This is a genomic window from Olleya sp. HaHaR_3_96 (assembly GCF_019278545.1).
Lineage (GTDB): Bacteria > Bacteroidota > Bacteroidia > Flavobacteriales > Flavobacteriaceae > Olleya.
In genome coordinates, this window is the sequence record NZ_CP058987.1 from 3,135,150 (window position 1) to 3,154,393 (window position 19,244).

General features: G+C 32.3%; 18 protein-coding genes. 13 read left to right on the forward strand and 5 right to left on the reverse strand.

From position 1 onward, the window contains the following. Window positions 1-154 precede the first annotated feature (154 nt). Window positions 155-508 (reverse strand): 4Fe-4S dicluster domain-containing protein, encoded by a 354-nt coding sequence (locus H0I26_RS13740; RefSeq protein ID WP_101018752.1) that lies wholly within the window; start codon window positions 506-508, stop codon window positions 155-157. A gap of 77 nt (window positions 509-585) precedes the next feature. Here H0I26_RS13740 and H0I26_RS13745 point away from each other — a divergent pair, with 77 nt between their 5' ends. The 13 genes from H0I26_RS13745 to H0I26_RS13805 all read left to right on the forward strand — a co-directional run bounded on the left by H0I26_RS13745 (window position 586) and on the right by H0I26_RS13805 (window position 14,597). Next, window positions 586-1,647 carry an acyl-CoA reductase gene (locus tag H0I26_RS13745; protein WP_218699593.1) on the forward strand — a complete coding sequence of 354 codons (1,062 nt, stop codon included), beginning with the start codon at window positions 586-588 and terminating at the stop codon, window positions 1,645-1,647. A 104-nt stretch (window positions 1,648-1,751) separates the two neighbouring features. Continuing rightward, window positions 1,752-2,813 (forward strand): 3-phosphoserine/phosphohydroxythreonine transaminase, encoded by a 1,062-nt coding sequence (gene serC / locus H0I26_RS13750; protein WP_218699594.1) that lies wholly within the window; start codon window positions 1,752-1,754, stop codon window positions 2,811-2,813. 64 nt (window positions 2,814-2,877) lie between these two features. Further along, window positions 2,878-3,834: a D-2-hydroxyacid dehydrogenase gene (locus H0I26_RS13755; RefSeq protein ID WP_218699595.1), complete on the forward strand. Its 957-nt coding sequence runs from the start codon at window positions 2,878-2,880 to the stop codon at window positions 3,832-3,834. Between the two features lie 122 nt (window positions 3,835-3,956). After that, complete coding sequence (locus tag H0I26_RS13760) at window positions 3,957-4,607, forward strand: DUF937 domain-containing protein (protein ID WP_218699596.1); 651 nt, start codon at window positions 3,957-3,959, stop codon at window positions 4,605-4,607. Window positions 4,608-4,708: 101 nt separating this feature from the next. After that, on the forward strand, window positions 4,709-5,140 hold the full coding sequence (locus H0I26_RS13765) for a DUF6146 family protein (RefSeq protein ID WP_218699597.1): 432 nt from the start codon (window positions 4,709-4,711) through the stop codon (window positions 5,138-5,140). A 36-nt stretch (window positions 5,141-5,176) separates the two neighbouring features. Continuing rightward, window positions 5,177-5,668 carry a DUF6787 family protein gene (locus H0I26_RS13770; RefSeq protein ID WP_218699598.1) on the forward strand — a complete coding sequence of 164 codons (492 nt, stop codon included), beginning with the start codon at window positions 5,177-5,179 and terminating at the stop codon, window positions 5,666-5,668. Further along, complete coding sequence (locus H0I26_RS13775; protein ID WP_218699599.1) at window positions 5,669-5,998, forward strand: hypothetical protein; 330 nt, start codon at window positions 5,669-5,671, stop codon at window positions 5,996-5,998. It begins immediately after the preceding gene. Between the two features lie 33 nt (window positions 5,999-6,031). Further along, the gene (locus H0I26_RS13780) at window positions 6,032-8,431 is read left to right on the forward strand and encodes a TonB-dependent receptor (protein WP_218699600.1); all 2,400 of its coding nucleotides are present in this window, start codon (window positions 6,032-6,034) and stop codon (window positions 8,429-8,431) included. Window positions 8,432-8,448: 17 nt separating this feature from the next. Continuing rightward, complete coding sequence (locus H0I26_RS13785) at window positions 8,449-9,039, forward strand: type 1 periplasmic binding fold superfamily protein (RefSeq protein WP_218699601.1); 591 nt, start codon at window positions 8,449-8,451, stop codon at window positions 9,037-9,039. A gap of 278 nt (window positions 9,040-9,317) precedes the next feature. Next, entirely contained in the window at window positions 9,318-9,773 is a 456-nt protein-coding gene (locus H0I26_RS13790) for a GNAT family N-acetyltransferase (RefSeq protein ID WP_218699602.1), read from the forward strand. Between the two features lie 122 nt (window positions 9,774-9,895). Then, window positions 9,896-10,555 carry a hypothetical protein gene (locus H0I26_RS13795; RefSeq protein WP_218699603.1) on the forward strand — a complete coding sequence of 220 codons (660 nt, stop codon included), beginning with the start codon at window positions 9,896-9,898 and terminating at the stop codon, window positions 10,553-10,555. A gap of 508 nt (window positions 10,556-11,063) precedes the next feature. Beyond that, complete coding sequence (locus tag H0I26_RS13800) at window positions 11,064-11,777, forward strand: hypothetical protein (protein WP_218699604.1); 714 nt, start codon at window positions 11,064-11,066, stop codon at window positions 11,775-11,777. A 165-nt stretch (window positions 11,778-11,942) separates the two neighbouring features. Next, window positions 11,943-14,597: an ATP-binding protein gene (locus tag H0I26_RS13805; RefSeq protein ID WP_218699605.1), complete on the forward strand. Its 2,655-nt coding sequence runs from the start codon at window positions 11,943-11,945 to the stop codon at window positions 14,595-14,597. 592 nt (window positions 14,598-15,189) lie between these two features. On the opposite strand, the gene H0I26_RS13810 is transcribed toward H0I26_RS13805, so the two are convergent. From H0I26_RS13810 to H0I26_RS13825, 4 genes are all read right to left on the reverse strand, one after another. Further along, window positions 15,190-16,485 carry a lanthionine synthetase LanC family protein gene (locus H0I26_RS13810; protein WP_218699606.1) on the reverse strand — a complete coding sequence of 432 codons (1,296 nt, stop codon included), beginning with the start codon at window positions 16,483-16,485 and terminating at the stop codon, window positions 15,190-15,192. Then, window positions 16,482-17,534 carry a T3SS effector HopA1 family protein gene (locus H0I26_RS13815; protein ID WP_218699607.1) on the reverse strand — a complete coding sequence of 351 codons (1,053 nt, stop codon included), beginning with the start codon at window positions 17,532-17,534 and terminating at the stop codon, window positions 16,482-16,484. The genes H0I26_RS13810 and H0I26_RS13815 overlap by 4 nt, the downstream gene beginning before the upstream one ends. 12 nt (window positions 17,535-17,546) lie before the next feature. Further along, on the reverse strand, window positions 17,547-18,617 hold the full coding sequence (locus H0I26_RS13820) for a phosphotransferase (RefSeq protein WP_218699608.1): 1,071 nt from the start codon (window positions 18,615-18,617) through the stop codon (window positions 17,547-17,549). A 110-nt stretch (window positions 18,618-18,727) separates the two neighbouring features. Continuing rightward, a complete protein-coding gene (locus tag H0I26_RS13825; RefSeq protein WP_218699609.1) occupies window positions 18,728-19,009 on the reverse strand; it encodes a hypothetical protein in 282 nt (93 codons plus the stop codon). Window positions 19,010-19,244: the final 235 nt, after the last annotated feature.

Genomic DNA, 19,244 nt, shown 5'->3' on the forward strand with positions numbered 1-19,244 from the left:
ATATTTAAAAAAATGCTGCTCGATTTGAGCGGCATTTTTTTTTGCCTTTACTATAGGGATATGCCCTTTTAAATAAACCACTTATACTTTAATCCATTTAAAACAAAAAAAAAACTCAAGCATGAGCTTGAGTTTTTCTATCTAAATATTTTAATTATCCATCAGGATGCATAAATTTTTGCTTTCCTAATAAGGTGTCTTTACTTTCTACATGCTCGTCATCAGGAACACAACAATCTACAGGACATACTGCAGCACATTGTGGCTCTTCATGAAAACCAACACACTCTGTACACTTATCTGGTACAATATAATAAATCTCGTCACTTATAGGCTCTTGGGCTTCGTCTGCATCAACTTCTTTTCCATCAGTTAAAACTAAGTTACCATTTAAGCTAGTTCCGTCTTTGTATCTCCAATCGTCAGCACCTTCGTAAATTGCCGTATTTGGGCATTCTGGTTCACAAGCTCCACAGTTAATACATTCGTCTGTTATAATAATTGCCATAGCGTTTTTTAATCTTTTTTGTTTACTTAACTTTGCGATACAAAAATAAAGCCAAAAAAGGTGTTATACAAATAATAATGAGTAACAAAGATCACATTACTGAAGCTTTTGCACAATTAGGGCATTTTATTAGCCAATTTTCTTCAAAAGGTATAGAAAAAAAAGAAAACGTACTCCACAACGATTTATTTTTCGATGGATTTAAACATCAAATTAAATTGGCCAAAGAACATAACGGATGGTTTACACAAGAAAACATCTTGTTTGCTTTAGACGGATGGCGTTCTCAATTGTCAGAAAAACATATTAAAGACTGGTTAAACGCATATACTATAGCAGAAGTGCAACCCAAAACTGTCGCAATTATTATGGCTGGTAACATCCCATTAGTCGGATTTCATGACTTTTTGTGTGTTTTAGCTACTGGACATGATGTATTAGTTAAACAATCTTCCAATGACAAGCACCTCCTACCCTTTTTAGCAAAATACTTAGAACATGTTTTACCTGATTTAAAAGGAAAAATAAAATTTACGGAAGACAAACTAGAACAGTTTGACGCCGTTATCGCTACAGGTAGTAATAATACAGCGCGTTATTTTGAATTCTATTTCAAAAACAAACCGTCTATTATTAGAAAAAGCCGGAATTCGGCTGCCGTATTAACAGGAAATGAAACTAAGGAGCAACTAGAAGCGCTATCTGAAGACATTTTTAGATACTATGGTTTAGGTTGCCGAAATGTATCCAAGTTTTTCATACCAAAAGACTATAATTTTGATGCCTTCTTTGCAGCGATGTATAAATGGAATCCTATTATTAACGACTCCAAGTATGCTAATAATTACGATTATAATAAAGCGGTCTATATAATGAGTGAATTTGACATGCTAGAAAATGGATTCTTAATGATTAAAGAAGATCCAAGCTATTCATCACCCATTGCTACAGTGTTTTACGAGTATTATGATTCTACAGAAAGCTTAAAACAAAAAATTGATAGTGATCAAGATTTAATACAATGTATAGTTGCGAATGGTTTTAGTGACACAGAAATTCCGTTTGGAAAAACACAAAAACCCGAACTTTCAGACTATGCCGATAATGTGGATACTATTGCGTTTTTGTTAGCAATCTAGTTAATAAATTATTATATTCTTAACTTATTTTAAATCAATAATTAGCACCTTTGTTAACTGAAAAAATATAATTTCTGTTCTAACAGAAAATAAAATTTGTACTCATGCAAAAACATAATTTTAGCGCAGGACCATGCGTTTTACCTAAAGAAGTATTACAAAAAGCATCAGAAGCTTTATTAGATTTTGATAACGGTTTATCATTAATCGAGATTTCGCATAGAAGTAAGTCCTTTGTGGATGTTATGGAACAAGCTAGAGCGTTAGCTTTAGAGTTATTAGGCCTAGAAGGTAAAGGCTACAAAGCTTTATTTTTACAAGGTGGTGCAAGTATGCAGTTTTTAATGGCAGCTCAAAATCTTTTAGAAAACAAAGCCGCGTATTTAAATACAGGAACTTGGGCAGATAAAGCCATCAAGGAAGCTAAGATTTATGGTGATATTTTAGAAGTGGCGTCTTCTAAAGATAAAAACTATAATTATATACCAAAAGGATACGATATCCCTAAGGGTTATGATTATTTCCACTGTACTTCTAACAATACTATTTTTGGAACACAAATGAAAAGTTTTCCAAAATCTCCAATCCCATTAGTATGCGATATGAGTAGTGATATTTTTTCACGATCTCTAGACTTTTCTCAATTTGATTTAATTTATGCAGGTGCTCAGAAAAACATGGGTCCGGCTGGTACAACGCTTGTTGTTATTAAAGAGGATCTTTTAGGAAAAGTATCGCGTCAAATTCCATCAATGTTAGACTATAAAGTACACATTGACAAAGGTAGTATGTTTAATACACCTCCAGTTTTTGCGGTATACACGTCTATGCTAACGTTACAATGGTTAAAAGATTTAGGTGGTATTAAAGCGATTGAAAAAGAAAACGATAAAAAAGCGCGTTTAATGTATTCTGAAATTGATTTAAACCCATTATTTAAAGGGTTTGCAGCAAAAGAAGACCGTTCTGATATGAATGCGACATTTACGCTAGTAAACGACGATTTAAAAGAAACGTTTGACACCATGTGGAAAGAAGCCGGAATTAATGGTTTAAATGGACACAGAAGTGTTGGAGGTTATAGAGCAAGTATGTATAATGCCTTATCACTAGATAGCGTTAAAGTACTTGTAGAAGTTATGAATGAATTAGAAAGTAAAGCTTAAACGGTTTGCGATAAGCAGTTTTAGTGACTGTGCTTACTCAAATTAAAAATAAAAAATTAATCAAATGAAAGTATTAGCAAACGATGGTGTATCACAAAGTGGAATTGATGCATTAGAAGCAGCAGGTTTTGAAGTAAACACTACAACCGTTGCCCAAGAACAATTGATAAATTATATCAACGAAAACAATATTAGTGTCCTATTAGTTAGAAGTGCTACAACCGCAAGAAAAGACTTAATTGACGCGTGTCCAAACTTAAAAATCATTGGTCGTGGTGGTGTTGGTATGGATAATATAGATGTAGCCTATGCTAAAGAAAAAGGCTTACAGGTTATTAATACACCAGCTGCGTCATCGCAATCTGTAGCAGAACTTGTGTTTGCTCACCTATATGGTGGTGTCAGATTTTTACACGATGCAAACAGAGCTATGCCATTAGATGGAGATTCTCAATTTAAAAAATTGAAGAAAAACTATGCTAAAGGGGTTGAATTAAGAGGAAAAACACTTGGTGTTATCGGATTTGGTCGTATTGGTCAAGAAGTCGCTAAAATTGGTTTAGGTGTAGGTATGAAAGTTATTGCTGCAGATAAATTTATTGACGCAGCAGACGTTAGTGTTGACTTTTTTGATGGACAATCCGTAAAATTCAATATTAAAACAGAAGCTATGGATGCTGTTTTAAAGCAATCGGATTTTATAACGTTACACGTGCCTGCTCAAAAAGACTACGTTATTGGAAAAGCACAATTTGATTTAATGAAAGACGGGTCTGCTATTATTAATGCTGCCAGAGGTGGTGTGGTTAATGAAGTAGACTTAGTGACAGCATTAGAGAGCGGTAAATTAGCATTTGCTGGTTTAGATACCTTCCAAAACGAACCAACACCAGCAGTACAGTTATTAATGAACGGTAGAATTTCGTTAACGCCACATATTGGTGCTGCAACTAACGAAGCACAAGATCGTATTGGTACAGAATTAGCAACACAAATCAAGAATATACTTTTAAACGGATAAATAACACCATTCACCTATTATTCTTAAAGTGTTAAATTTTTGAAAAGCCACATTGTTAAAATGTGGCTTTTTTTTGTACTTTGTAAGTATAATTATTACTAACTATTAATTTTTTTATTCAAATGGCAGGAATTTTCGACTTATTAAACTCTGATTTAGGGAAATCAATCATTAGCGGTGTATCAGGATCAACTGGTACCGACGAGGCTAAAACAGGAAGCTTACTAACCATGGCTTTACCAGTGCTTATGAAAGCAATGGAACGCAATGCTTCAACACCAGAAGGTGCTGAAGGATTAATGGGTGCAATACAAGGCAAGCATAACGGTGGTATTTTAGATAACTTAGGCGACCTTTTTGGAGGTGGTGTTAACGAAGAAGTATCAAACGATGGAGATAAAATATTAGGTCACGTTTTAGGGGCTAAAAAAGACAATGTCACTAAAGTTTTAGGAGCAAAATCTGGATTAGACACAGGATCTGTAGCAAACATACTTAAAGTAGCTGCACCTTTATTAATGGGTGTTTTAGGTAAGCAAGCGTCACAAAACAACGTGACGTCTTCAAGTGGAATCAGCGGTTTACTAAGTGGTTTACTTGGTGGTGCTAGTTCTGAAGGAGCAGTAACACAAGAGCAAAATTTTCTTGAAAAAATGTTAGATAGTGACGGTGACGGTAGCATCATTGATGATGTTGCAGGAATGGTACTTGGCGGATCAAGCAATAAAAGTGGTGGACTAGGAAGTTTACTTGGTGGACTTTTTGGAAAATAATCCCAAAACCTTTATAAAACAAAAAAGCCAAACTTATGTTTGGCTTTTTTTTGTTTTATAAAACACTAAATATGTTGTATTTTTAGTAAAAACAAAGCGTTATGAAACATTTAATTTTAATAGTGGTTATATTTTCAATAGCGTATAGTTGCGGTGTTAATAAACAATTGACTAGCAACACTAAAACGAGTGCTCAAATTGGTGATACCATTACCATTAATAGTGACGACTCCGATTACGAAATCCATATCATAGAACCCGGTTTTAATTCCTGGTTACTCACCAGAGCGCAACCAAAAGGTTATTACTCTCAGCAGTATTTAGAAACTAAAAATATGTTTTATGTAACCACCTGGAATAGTCGCGTCCTACAACCACAACGTTTTAACCCCAATTTATACGAAATGCAGATAGACTATAAAGCCAACATAGATTACGGTTATGATGTTAATTATCAATTGTATAACTACTTTGTTTATTTTCAAAACAGATATAAACAAAATCTTTTAGGTGGTCGCATACCTCCTAATTAAAGGCATTTCAATACCTTTGCTTCGACAAAAATTGCAATGGAAAAATTTAAAACACGTTGGGAAATCCAACAAAATTGGCAACTCCTATTCCCTATTCTTGGGCTATTAGGATTATCATACTCTAGCTTTAAACTGGCTAAACTATTGTTTAACAACAATCTAGTTTTAACAATTGTTTTAGCAATTCTTATAACCTATGCCCTATTAAAATTCTTTTTATTTCTATTTAAAAAGCTAGAAAACAAATGGAAAGTGGATTATAAATGGGAAATGATTCGCATTTTTATCGTGTTTGCTGTTACCGGGAGTTCTTCTGTATTTATTGGAAGACCTATCATTAAATGGCTTGGAATTACTAAAGAAAACTTAAATGTTTTTGTCTATTGGACTTTATACGTTATCATTGGCATAATATTTTACCAAATAATGTTAGTTTGTTTTGGTTGGCTTTCTGGTCAGCACAAATTCTTTTGGGAATTTGAAAAGAAAATGATCAGACGTTTTGGTTTAGGTAAATTTGTAGATTAATTGAAACAACAACAGCACATCGCGTTTAAAATTGCAGCAATAGTCCTTCTATTAGCTGTGATGTTACCGTCTGCTGTTAAGTTTACGCATGTTTTTGAAAATCATAAGCATGAGGTGTGTACTGATTATTCGACTAATCATATGCATCAAATAGATTTGGAATGTGAATTTTTCAAATTTAAACTCAATACACAGTACTATCCTACTTTTGAAGTTTCACTTATAAATAGTATACACAACTTCTCTGAGATTAACACGACATTATATAACTTCAACTATAATCATCAGCAATTATCGTATTCTCTTCGTGGTCCTCCTTTTTTAGTTTAAAATAAGTATTTATTTAAACTAAATTCTATTACAATGAAATATTATATAATGATTTTGTGCTGCTGTATATTCAGTTGGTCACAAAGTCAAAATTGTAGCGCTACCCTTTCGGGAAAAGTGCTTGATTTTCATGATGGTTCACCTATTACTAATGCGACCATTTTTATTGAAAGTCTAAACAAGTATACCACTACTGATGTTGATGGACAGTTTTCTGTCACAGCCCTTTGCAATGTTCCAATAGTTATTGTGGTTTCTCATTTGGCATGCGAAACAAAAACAGTAAACATTACGATTGAAGGCGATACGTTTATAGACATTACTCTAGAACATCATATTGAGGAATTAAATGAGGTCACCGTTGCAGGTGTTTCTAATACTAAAGTAACTAGAACTGCTCAAGAGACCCTTTTAAAAACCGAAACCATTGATCGCTTTAGCGCACTTAATTTAGGAGATGCTTTAAAACAAATCAGTGGCGTATCCTCTATTAATACAGGTAATAGTATAGTAAAACCTGTAATTAACGGTTTACATAGTAGTCGGATAATTGTGATGACTAATGGTGTGAGACTTCAAGACCAACAATGGGGAATTGAGCACGCACCAAACATCGATTTAAATACAGCAGGAAGCATTAACGTTATTAAAGGTGCTAATGCCTTAGCTTATGGTGGTGATGCCATTGGAGGTGTTATTATATTGAAACCTTCAAAAATTAGTTTAAAAGATTCGCTTTACGGAAAAACCATACTAAGTGGTCAAACCAATGGTAGAGGTTATAATGCCAATACGTCACTAACCAAAACCTACAAAAAAGGATGGTATGTTGGTGCACAAGCCTCTGTAAAACGTTTTGGCGATTTTGAAACACCAGACTACAGCTTAACCAATAGTGGCTTAAATACCAAAGGATTTTCTGTTAATGGTGGTTTTAAAACTTTCGAAAAAGGGTTTAATGTTTATTATAGTCATTTGGATAATGAGATCGCCATTTTAAGAGCCTCACACATTGGAAACATTGAAGATTTGGTCAATGCGATTAACAGCCAACAACCTTCCGTGATTGAAGATTTTAGTTATGATATTAACGCCCCTAAACAAGACGTGACACATCACGTTTTTAAAACTGAATTTTATAAACGTTTCAAAACATTTGGACGTGTAGACCTGCAATATGATTACCAAAATAATCAACGTTTGGAATATGATATACGGGTTGGTGACGATAGAGATACGCCGGCAATAGATTTAACTTTAAAAACGCATACTTTAAAAACGACTGTCAAATTAGACTCCAATAGTAACATAACATATAATTTTGGAGTAAACGCAGGTTATCAAAATAATTTTGCAAATCCAAAAACTGGTGTTAGACGTTTAATACCTGATTATGACAAGTATGATTTAGGGGCCTTTGCAATTTCTAATATTAGATTAAATAACGCTATCCATATGGACTTTGGCTTACGTTATGATTATAATAAAATTGATGCCAAAAAATTCTATATAACTAGTCGTTGGAACGAGCGTAATTATGATACCGACTTTGCCGATTTAGTAATTGATGATTTAGGAACGCAATTATTGACCAATCCTGTTTTTGAGTATTCTAATATATCCGCTTCGGCAGGTATAGCCTACCAATTGGACACGCACAATAGCTTTATATTTAATTATGGACTATCCAATCGTGCCCCTAACCCGTCCGAATTGTTTAGTGATGGTTTACACCACTCGGCAGCCAGAATAGAATTGGGAGATTTACGTTTAAAACAGGAAACCTCTAATCGTGTTTCTGGTACCTATAATTACACTAAAAACGATTTATCTTTAAACTTTGAAGCATTTTATAATCACATCAAAGATTACATTTTTATAGAACCCACTGGGACAGAAACATCCATACGTGGCGCGTTTCCTGTGTGGAGTTATAATCAAACCAATGCCGCGATTTACGGATTAGATATTACTGCTAATTATAATTTTAATGACCAATGGTTTTTAAAACACAAATCGTCTATTACTAAAGGAAAAGATATTAGTCAAGACCGGGCATTAATTGATATGCCGTCTTTAAAAACGGTAAATAGTATTGGTTACTCTAACCCAAAATGGTTAAAACTTAAAACAGAATTACAAAGTGAGTTAGTCTTTAGACAAAATGACTATCCTAATAATAATTTTGAAGTATTTATTCCAACAACACAACAGATGGTTTTGGTTGACGTTAGTACTACACCTCCAACCTATCACTTATTACATTTACAAAGTAATATTACTTTAGATCTTTCTAAAAAAACTGATTTAAATATTGGGCTAAATATTACAAATGTATTGAATACTAATTACCGAGAAAACCTGAATAGATTACGTTATTTTGCTGATGATCTAGGAAGAAATATAATGTTACAATTAAAATTAAATTATTAACTCAAAACTTAAAAAAAATGAAAAATTTAAAACAATTATCTCTAGCACTATTAGCTTTAGTAGTATTTACAGCATGTTCCAACGATGACGATTCTACAAACCCAGAACCTGTCAATGAAGAAGAAGTAATTACAACATTAACTGCTACACTTACACCTGTAGGAGGCGGTACAGCTATCACCCTTGAGTACCGTGATTTAGATGGCACTAGTGGACCTAATCCGGCAGTTGTTGTAACACCTACTCCTGTATTAACGCCTAACACAACCTATAATGGCACTCTAGTATTATTAAATGAAACAGTATCTCCTGCAGAATTGATTAATGAAGAAATTGAAGAAGAAAGCAACGATCATCAATTTTTTTACAGCGCATCAAATGAATCAAATGATATAGCGACATTTACTTATGAAGATGTTGATGGTAACGGAGACCCATTAGGTTTAGCATTTACTTTAACTACAGTTGATGCAGATGCAGCAGGAACTTTGACAATTACTTTACGTCACGAACCAAGTAAATCTGCAGATGGTGTAGCCGATGGAGATAGTACTAATGCTGGTGGCGCAACGGATGTTGAAGCTGTTTTCCCTATTGAAATACAATAAACGACACATTTATTTTTAGTAAAAAGCATCCCTTTAGGATGCTTTTTTTTATGCTTATATTTAAAAATAGTAGAATACAGTCTTGACATATATAAATCAAAGTAAACGTTTTTGAAGGCATTACAGATAGGGAACTTCACATTAGTATCGGATTAGGTTACACCTTGTCGTTCTAATTTACAGCATAAAAAGTAACAATATGCCGTAAATTTTACGAGATTTTTTTGTTCTTTTGATAAACATATAGCCTCAACCCTATTAAATTAAACACCACTGAATTGGAAATTATAGAAACACATAAAAACGACTACACCATCTCTACTGATAAAGATAGATTAGATATCGCTAGTATGCACAACTTCCTGGCCAACGAGACTGATTGGAGTAAAGGAATCCCTATGGAAACTTTAAAAACAGCAGTAGATCATTCTTTAAATTTTGGACTGTATGACAACAACAACAACACACAAATAGGCTACGCCAGAATAATCTCAGACTATGCCACTATTGCGTATCTAGGAGATGTCTATGTTTTAAAAGCATATAGAGGCCAAGGCTTAAGCACCTGGTTAATTAATCAAATCATGGCACATCCCAACCTACAGGGATTAAGACGCTGGATTTTATTAACTGACACCGCGGAATGGTTGTATAAAAAATTTGGCTTTACAGCAGTCTCTAATCCGGAATGTTATATGGAGAAACACAATCCAAAGGTATATCACGTAAAGTAATAAGCAACCCTGTATTAGACTACTAAAATTACACTACAAAAAAGCATACCTAAAGTTAAACGCTTCAGTTCTTTTAAACCCGTATCACCCCTAAATTAAACATCGCTAACCACTCCAAAACCATGACTTTTATTAAAGCCATATTTAGATTTATAAAAAAGAAAACGCCAATCGGGGCTTTAATGAAGTCGTCTAACTATCGTTTAAAAAAGAACCACTACGGGATTGGAACGGCTAGAATTACAACAAATACAATAGTAATTACCCACTACCCTTTTGAACCCTCTATTGCTTATCCTGAAAAAACACTAACAGCAGACCACATCCAGTGTATAGCTGCCGATTTCGGGCTGTGCCGACTATATGTTCAAAACGACATTATATTTATATCTGCAGCACAAAAAGCGGAAGTACTACATTTTGCAAAAGCTAATAACATCCCATTGATTCCGCATAGTTGGAATTGGGATTGGCTTTTAGAACCTTATCTTGATACCGAAATCACGCCAGACCATCAAAAAAGCATCGCAAAACAGCTCAATGCGGTTGGTTTAACCAATACTAACATTAAAACAATTCAGAACGAAGTAGGACAGCAAATGTACACCTACAATTTTGACACTATGCTTTGGGACTGGTGTAGTTTGGGATTATATGATGTGCTATCTGCTATGCAGGTTAAATATAATCAAAACGAGTTTAGAGCATTTTATAAAAAAGCATTAGCCATTGACAAGCTAAATAAAAATACAGCACAAAACACCGTAATTAAAGACAAGTAACCTATTGGTTTATTAGACACTCCCTTTTTTCATACGCTGTATTACAACCTGTTTTAAGCCCATTACCATACAAAGGTTAATGACATATCACTTCTCAAACTAAAACACTTGTAATTTAAGCTTATCAATATTAGCACGCTAGATTATCAGCACGCACCACAAATGACACATCATCTATCCTTATTGCACTAAAACAAGTACAGAATCCCACACTTAGACCCGATTAGATCTTTTACAAACGATTAAAAAGAAACCCTTGCTCAAGCATTTTTAAAATATTTACCAAAATTGAGGTTTTCCGTAAAACAATTATAAATAGTTGCTATACATTTGATCAAGTTTAACGTGAAAAAACATACGTAGTTATACGTATTGTGAGACAATTTTTTAAATTGTAGCTTCGCCTTTCAAAACCAAAATCAGGAACAAAACTTCCTCATATCCCTTAATATCAAGGGGATATATGGAACTTTAGTCACCATATAACTAGTTAGCATAAATACCGAAAATGAACCCGAAAGAAATTGGACTAATTGACAATAGAAATGAAGAATTGTGGAATGATTTGAATAAAACTCATTCTATATCAATCGACTTAATGGATTATCCGAATTATGCTTGCGATTCTGAAAACAATAACTCAAGAATTATAGTTCCTAAAAATGACATCGACATTGATTCATTTACTCACGAATTACTTCACGTCTTTATTCGACAAAAGGAACTTTTCTTTGGTTCGGGTTTTGGAATGTTAGTAAGCGAGAATGAAATTTTATCTCAAATACTGTCCGAACAATTAATTGAACATTTTAGTAATTGCATTGACCACATAAAAATGTTACCAATTTATTTAGAACTAGGATTTGACAAGAAGAAGTTTATTACTGATTATGATGTTAATAAATGTACGAAATCTGAAATCCAACAACTGAAAGATAATTTTAAGGTTAGAGGTTCATATTATGGAGAAGCTGTAGATTTTTATATTGGAAAGTATATTGCAATCAAAGCTGACCCAAAACAGCATATAAACTATCCGAAATCATTGGCTGAATTAAAATCTCTTGACTCAAATCTTTTTGGGATTTTAGAAAAGTGTATCGAAGATTGGAAAAAAATGCCTTTAGAAAAAGAAAATATTTGGGACGATGATTATCATTCAATCTCATTTGAATTATATCAAAATTTAGCGGATTGGACTAACGGAAAGACATTTATATAAAAGTACTTATGCTAACACCGTATATAATTTATTGCTAGTTCTAGCCTACTTACGAAAATCCTTGCGGATTTCCTATTTAGTTTGTATTTGCTAAATTAGGTGCTTAAAACACGCAACAAATCATATACAAACACGTTGGCAACAACTCAAAAAAAAACACATTGAATGAAAAATGAAGTTAGGATTATAATTCAAGATGAAAAAGCCAATAAAGTTAAAGGAAATTGCTTTGAAGACTTGGTAAGAAACCTTCTCTCATTACATCATTATGAAATACGTGGAAACATAAATTTCTCTGGAATGGAAATTGATTTAGTTGCAGAACATAAGCACACTAAAGAAACTTTATATGTAGAATGTAAAGCCAAAGAAAAAGTTAAGTCCGATGAATTATCAAAGTTTGCCTTTAATGTTGATTTCAAAGAAATAGATAAAGGTTACTTCTTTAGAACACGTGAGTTAGAAAGTCAAGCTGGAGCCTTATTATCTGAAATAAGAGGAAAAGACAAATATAAAAATCTGACATTTTTTGAGCCAAATGATATGATAAATATGCTCTCGGATGCAAAAATGATTTTCGAGCCAAAATCAGATTTAACTAACTTCATTATATCTAAAAGGATTTTAGCTGTAACCTATTTAGGAGATTATTTTATTTACTTAATAAATGAATCTAACGCGCTACCTACTAGTTTTATCATTGTGAATGCAGTTAAAAATCAAGATAAAATTGAACCTGAAAAAATTGACATATTACAATCAAGAATTTCAGAAATAAAAGAACTAAACTTAATTGATAATTTTACCGAATATTCAAAAAACAACTCGGTAATTATTGAAAAGGAAATTGAAACTATTTCCGAAGTACAAGAAAGTGAAAATTGGTTTGACTATTTACCTGCATCATCTGAAAATAATCATTTTGTAGGAAGAGATGAAATAAGAACACAAATACTCAGCTACTTCAAAGAAATAAAAGGTAATAAATCAAAAAAAAGAATTTTCTATTTAAACGGAAAATCTGGTTGGGGTAAAAGTTCTTTAGTTTTAGAACTCAAAGAAAGAACAAAAAACAAATATTATAGAAATCAATTTTTTTCAATCGCTATAGATACTCGTAGTGCCATTTCCGATAATTTCGTAGCATTGTCTTTTAAGAAATTAATCAATCAAGCTGTAACAGAAAATTTCATCAAAAAAGACATTTTCTTTAATGATGTAATATTCACATCAAACACAGATTTACTATCATCTGAAACAGTTGTGAAATTTTTTGATAAATTAAAAAGCGAAAACAAGTTTTTAGTTTTAATTTTCGACCAATTTGAAGATGTCTTTAGAAAGAAAGATTATTTTAAAACATTTTATAAATTTTTAACAGACATAACTGATAAAAAACCAAATCTGATTGTTGGATTTTCTTGGAAAACAGATTTTTTTATTCATAGTGCTGACCCTTCTTACCATATTTGGCAACAAGCGAAAGAACAAGCTAGAGAATTTAATATTAGTGAATTCGGAGAAAAAGAAATTGAAGGAGTCATTAAACAACTTGAAGGCTCTGTTGGTAAATTAAGTAAAAGCATAAAAGATAGAATTATAGAAAGTTCTCAAGGATTGCCTTGGTTAACAAAAAAATTATGCATCCACATTTACGACCAAATGCAATCTGGATTAGATAAGGAAAACCTAGTCGAATCAAACCTGAATATTCTTGATTTATTTCAAAAAGACCAAGAAAGACAAAGTCCTGATGAATTAAAAGCCTTAAAACTCATTGCAAAAAGGGCTTATGAGGGAAATTTCTTTGACGAATCAGAAGTTGGTGATTTAATTAACGGGGAAACAATATCATCTCTTTTACATAAACGACTAATTATTCGTTCAGGTGCTAATTATAACATATACTGGGATATTTATAGGGATTATTTGGTAACTGGTGAGATACCAACAATTGGAGAAAGTTATTTACTAAGACAAGGAGTTAATCTATGCTTAGAAGTTTTTCTATTATTTAAAACTCAAAAAAAAGAATCTATTGATTCTTTACTCTTAAATCATTCTAAAGAAATTGGCTCAGAAACTTTAAATAACATTTTAATTGAATTAAAAAACTTAGGTATAATTCAAAAAGAAAATGAACTTTACTCTGTAACAAAAAACATAGAAATAACTAAAGAAGCATTCATTGAGTTTATAACATTTAAGTTTCAAAACTACACGCCTTATTTGGCATTGATTAAACTTAAACAAAATTCAATATCAAAAAATGAGGTAATAATAATATTAAAATCAATTTTTAAACAGGAGTTTCAAGACAATACGTGGGATGCGTATGCAAAGAACTTAATAAATTGGTTTATGCTTTCAAATCTTGATATCAAAAATAAATTAATAACACCTAGAAAAGGTAGAGGTAAAAATATTCAAAAAATCACTCAAAAAGAATTGAAAAAGTTTTTACCAAAAAGTTCCCTAAAAGACATCCTTCAAACCTTACCTCTTTTGTTAATTGACAAGAGTTCAATTAGTAGCAGATATTATAGAGATTTATTACTGCTTAATATTATTGATGAAAACAGAAATCTAACAGAATTCGGAAGAAAAATTATTTTTAAAGAAGAATCGGAATGGAAATCTTTCCTTCAGAAAAAATGTATGGATTTACCTAAAATGCAACATTTAAAAACTGTCTTAGATAATAACCCAAAAATCAAAGCTAAAGAACTAATTAATATGGAAGAAACAGACTTTTTTGAAGGAAATAAAGAAAGTTCTAAAATTATATATGCATCAAAGGCAATGACTTGGTTGAAATAAAGCAGTTGCCAATCGAGTAGACGGCTCCGACTAAAATAGCCGGAGTGCGCCTCTCACACCACCGTACATACGCAACTACGTTAGTCCTTTCGCCTCTATTGCTACCAGCAATAGCGCTCAGGAACGTATACGGCGGTTCACCAAATTGAAGTTTGCTTATATTACTATAATCTAACAAAGATTTATACCCTTTTCGTTTAAGTCTTGAAGTTGTAATAGTAATCTTTAAAATAGCACTTTGAGCTACTGCCCAACCTCCCATTCTGGTTCTACTTCTACTTCTACTTCTACTTCTACTTCTACTTCTACTTCTACTTCTACTTCAAGCATAAGCTTGTCCAGTCTCTACAATTAATGGAATCCCATTTTTACACATGCGTTCTAGTGTCTTCCAGAACTATCAAATACAATAGCGTAAGACATGCTAAGAGCGCTAAGCAAAATGTAATTAATCCATACAACGAAGTAAGATTGCATTTATCTTTAGATTATTAAATACCTAATATGGTATATAAAATATCAGCTCAATTCAATTTTTAACCTGTAGCCATATTTCAGGACTAGACATGATCACCCAGATTTAACTTCTATCTTAACGAATTAATAAAACACTTTCAATTTCATCAGGAAAAGCTAATCGTAAGTAAAAATAACCTGTGCCAGCTAAACCTAATAATAATCCAGGCGTTTCATTCTCGTTTATAGAAAACCCATTGGGATCATTTACACCACTTGGCCATGCTTTTCCATTTTTATCGTAACGTTCTATTCCTAACATCCCCACTTGCTGAGCTAATTGAATATAATTCATTTCATTTAATAGCAACCCTCCACTTAAAAGAATATCGGCATTCCCTGCCATTCCATGACATAATGAATAATTAATTGATTCACTCTTATTTAATTGACTAATAATATCTTTCGAGGTCGTTTCCATTGCTATTCGAATTTCTTGTAAAAAATCCAAATCTGAAGTCATTTGATAAGCAGCAAGGCGAGACAAACCGATACCAGCAGCTCCATGACACCACATAACTTTTGTGTATAGGTCTTTTGATCTATATAACTTTTGTTCTTTACAATCTCGTAAATCTGGCCAATTATTAGCTTCCTTATTAAAAAGCTCTCGTTCATATTGAAACCCCATAAAAGCTGCCTGATAATATTTTTCATCTCTTGTTTTTTGCCAAAGCTCTAATATAGCCAAAGCTATACCTGCATTTCCATGTGAATACCCCGCTAAACCAGGTCTTGACAGCATTGTTTTCCATGTCCATGAAGTTTCATTTTTACTAGCTTCTTTAATGAGGAATTCTCCAAAACTAATGGCTAATTTTAAAAAAGTATCGTCTTGCTCCGCTTTATGCATTTTTAACAACGGAGCTATAGCTCCTGCTACTCCAGTTATTACATCAATATCACTAATTTCTTCTTCTTTTAAGCTACGAACCATGTTCAATCCTGCTTCTTTCCAAACAATATTGTTATTAAGGATTCCTATTCTCCATAAAGTAAAGCCTACCCCAAGTTGTCCTGAATACAATCCCAATTTACATTCCAACGGAGCTGTTTTAGATTGTAATAATATATTCTTTATAGTCCCCTCTAAAACTAGTTGTAGTATTTCATCTTTTTTCTTTGCTAAAAATTCGGCCAGAAATAAAGCAATACCCGATAATCCGTTATATAAGTCCGATTTAAATGTTCTATTTACCATAAGGTAACTGCCATTTACATGTTCAATTGCACTTCCTTGCCAATTACAGCAACCATCAGCTGACCAAATAGCTTCTTTAGCTAATTGTTTAGCTATGTTATAGGCCGTGTTTAAAAATGGGCGTTCTTTTATACTTTGTTCTTCCTTTTGTTCCTTTATACACTTTATCATATTTTCTCAAAAATTAACTCATTGCTATGAGGATTTAAATAAATGCGTTTTATACTAATTCCATTATTCATTAGAAACTGTTTAACAAAAAGGTTGCGCGCTATTATATCATCAATAGCATCCTCTTTTGCTTTTATTAATGATTCTGCAATCAATTCTGATCGATTCATACCAAAACTCTGACCCAAACCTGGGTCTTCAGCAATAGAAACTCCTGGTGCTATTTTTTTAGTAAACAATGGTATTCTATTTACTAAACTTTGTTTTAACACAGTTATAATGGGTTTTATTAAAAGACTTACAATGGATAGATGCTCCACATTAATATACAAAACTGCACTATCATTACGTTTATACAAATCAGGATGATTTAAGCATTTAAAATGAAAAGGAATTCGATACTTATTTAATACACTTGTTATTTCATGGACTAAATCACCTGCGGCTTCTGGAGAAATATTCCAATAAACCCTAATTTTATCACAATCATTAGTTAAATATTCATTTCCAAATACATAGTAAAAAACAGGTTGTACATCAAACTTCTCTTTTTGCCTGTAAAAATTTATATTTTGACCTACTTCCATTACAGCTTCCTCGGATTCTGTAGTATAAGTATTCGGTATAACTGGACGCAAATCACCATTTTTCTCAGCATACATAACCCCGTTATTATCAATCGAATAAATCACCCATCTTTTATCTAAATTTTGTAGAGAATTATTACGCAAACTTAAATTTTTCATAAAAGCATTGCGTTCTCTATTATCGGGCAATTTTAAATTAACATCTTCTTTATCAACACCACAGTAAAATCGAGTATATAAAGTATTACTCAAGTGTTGATGTAACTGCTTGCGTATTAATGTTGCATCTGCCTGTTCATGTTGACCAAAATCGGATAATGATTTGAAATAATTATAACATGGATTTTGCTGATAAACTTTAATTAATTCTTCTTCTATCTTATAACTAGAACTTGACGTAACTTCAATAGTAGACAACAACTTATTTAATTGTTTTTCATATGTAGATAATTTGCTTTTCATATCTGACTGTTTTTATTTTATTCCACTTAAATAGTTATGAACTGCAACTTCGGGGTCTTTAAAAATTGTTCGTGCCAAATCGATAATTTGAATTGTTCCAGAAACTAAATCATCAGAATTATTTGGATTAAACTCTTTTGCCGTTTGTAATAAGCGTGCCGCGGTAAATCGCATTATCTTCATCTGTACATTTTCTAGTTCTTCATTCCATGCGTAATAATTAGAATAACGTTTCCAAAAAGTCCTTAAGACACTTTTATATTCCACTAAACTTATTTCTTTTTTACCATCCGTATCTAGTTCATTTAAATTTAGGTATTGACTAAATATGCTAATACTTAAATAACTTTGAACTAAACCTGCCACATCCCAAAGCGGATCTCCAATATTAGAAGTTTCCCAGTCAATAAGCTTTACCTCTTCATAATGACCTTGATTGGTTACTAAAAAATTAGCTAATTTAATATCTCCATGAATTAAGCTGTTACCTTTCCATTCCATATATAATTGGCTCAGCCCCTCTCTTAATATTTCATCGTTTTTAATTATCTCAAAAATTTTTTCTTTAGGATTCTGCTTATCGGCGAATTCAGGTAACCGTAAAATAAATGGTACTTCTCTATTATAAAACTGTAGTGATTTATTATTTACTATTTCTTCTTCAATATCCTTATGAAAACTGATAAAAATATCAGCTATTTGTTCAGCATGTTGATGAGATAATACTTGATACTTTGTAACTAGATTATATAAATCTGTTGCTTCTTTAAAAAAGTCTAGAACCAATACGTGAGATAAAGGATCGTATCCATGATACTTTGGAATATATTTTTGAGTTTCTCGATAACATTCACTTTTATGAAATAAATAATGAGTTGTTGCATCTTTTTGCATCCAATATATTTCATGAGCACTCATGTTTTGTAATTGCTTTATAAATAGACCATTGCCTTTACCCAGAGCCACTTTAAAAATACTGTTACGACTTATAATTTGGTGGAAAATAAAATCCCCTGTTATAACATCATTAGCATTTACAAAGGCTTTATTAATTAAATAGGATATTAAATTATTATTTGTCAATCGCATACTATGTGTGAGGATTAAAACTGGAACACTTATTTAAATAAGTGTTCCAGTTATTTATTTTTCTAATTATTATATAACTTTTTATTTCATTCTCCTTTTATTCATTAACAATTAAGGACCAATGCTGTAGGACAAAACATTGAAGCACAACCTGTACGAGTTGGCATCATAACAGTATTACCTGCTTGATGATAAACTGGTGGGACTGTATGTGCCGGGGTACCTGTTTGATGATAAACCGGTGGGACTGCATGTGCTGGTGCTCCCATCTGTGGTTGAACAGTAACTCCTCCATTATTTTGGTTTTCATGATTTCCAATGTTATTATGAGGATTCATTTGTTGACTTGACTGAGGACAAAGCTCTGGAACAAGGGTTTGCCCCATTGTAGGAGGACAAAAATTTTGGTAAGTAATCATAAATAATAGTATTTTCCCTACTCTTTTAAAATAGGTTTTTCAGGGTTCCACCTTTGTAATCACAATTTTATTGTAGCTACTCAATCGAATATTTTGATTTTGATTACGTTACAAATATCTGATAATAATGGAGTGCTTTTTAAAGTATAAATACCTGAATTTCGAAAACACGTAAAATTACCTGAACGTATTATTCCAGATC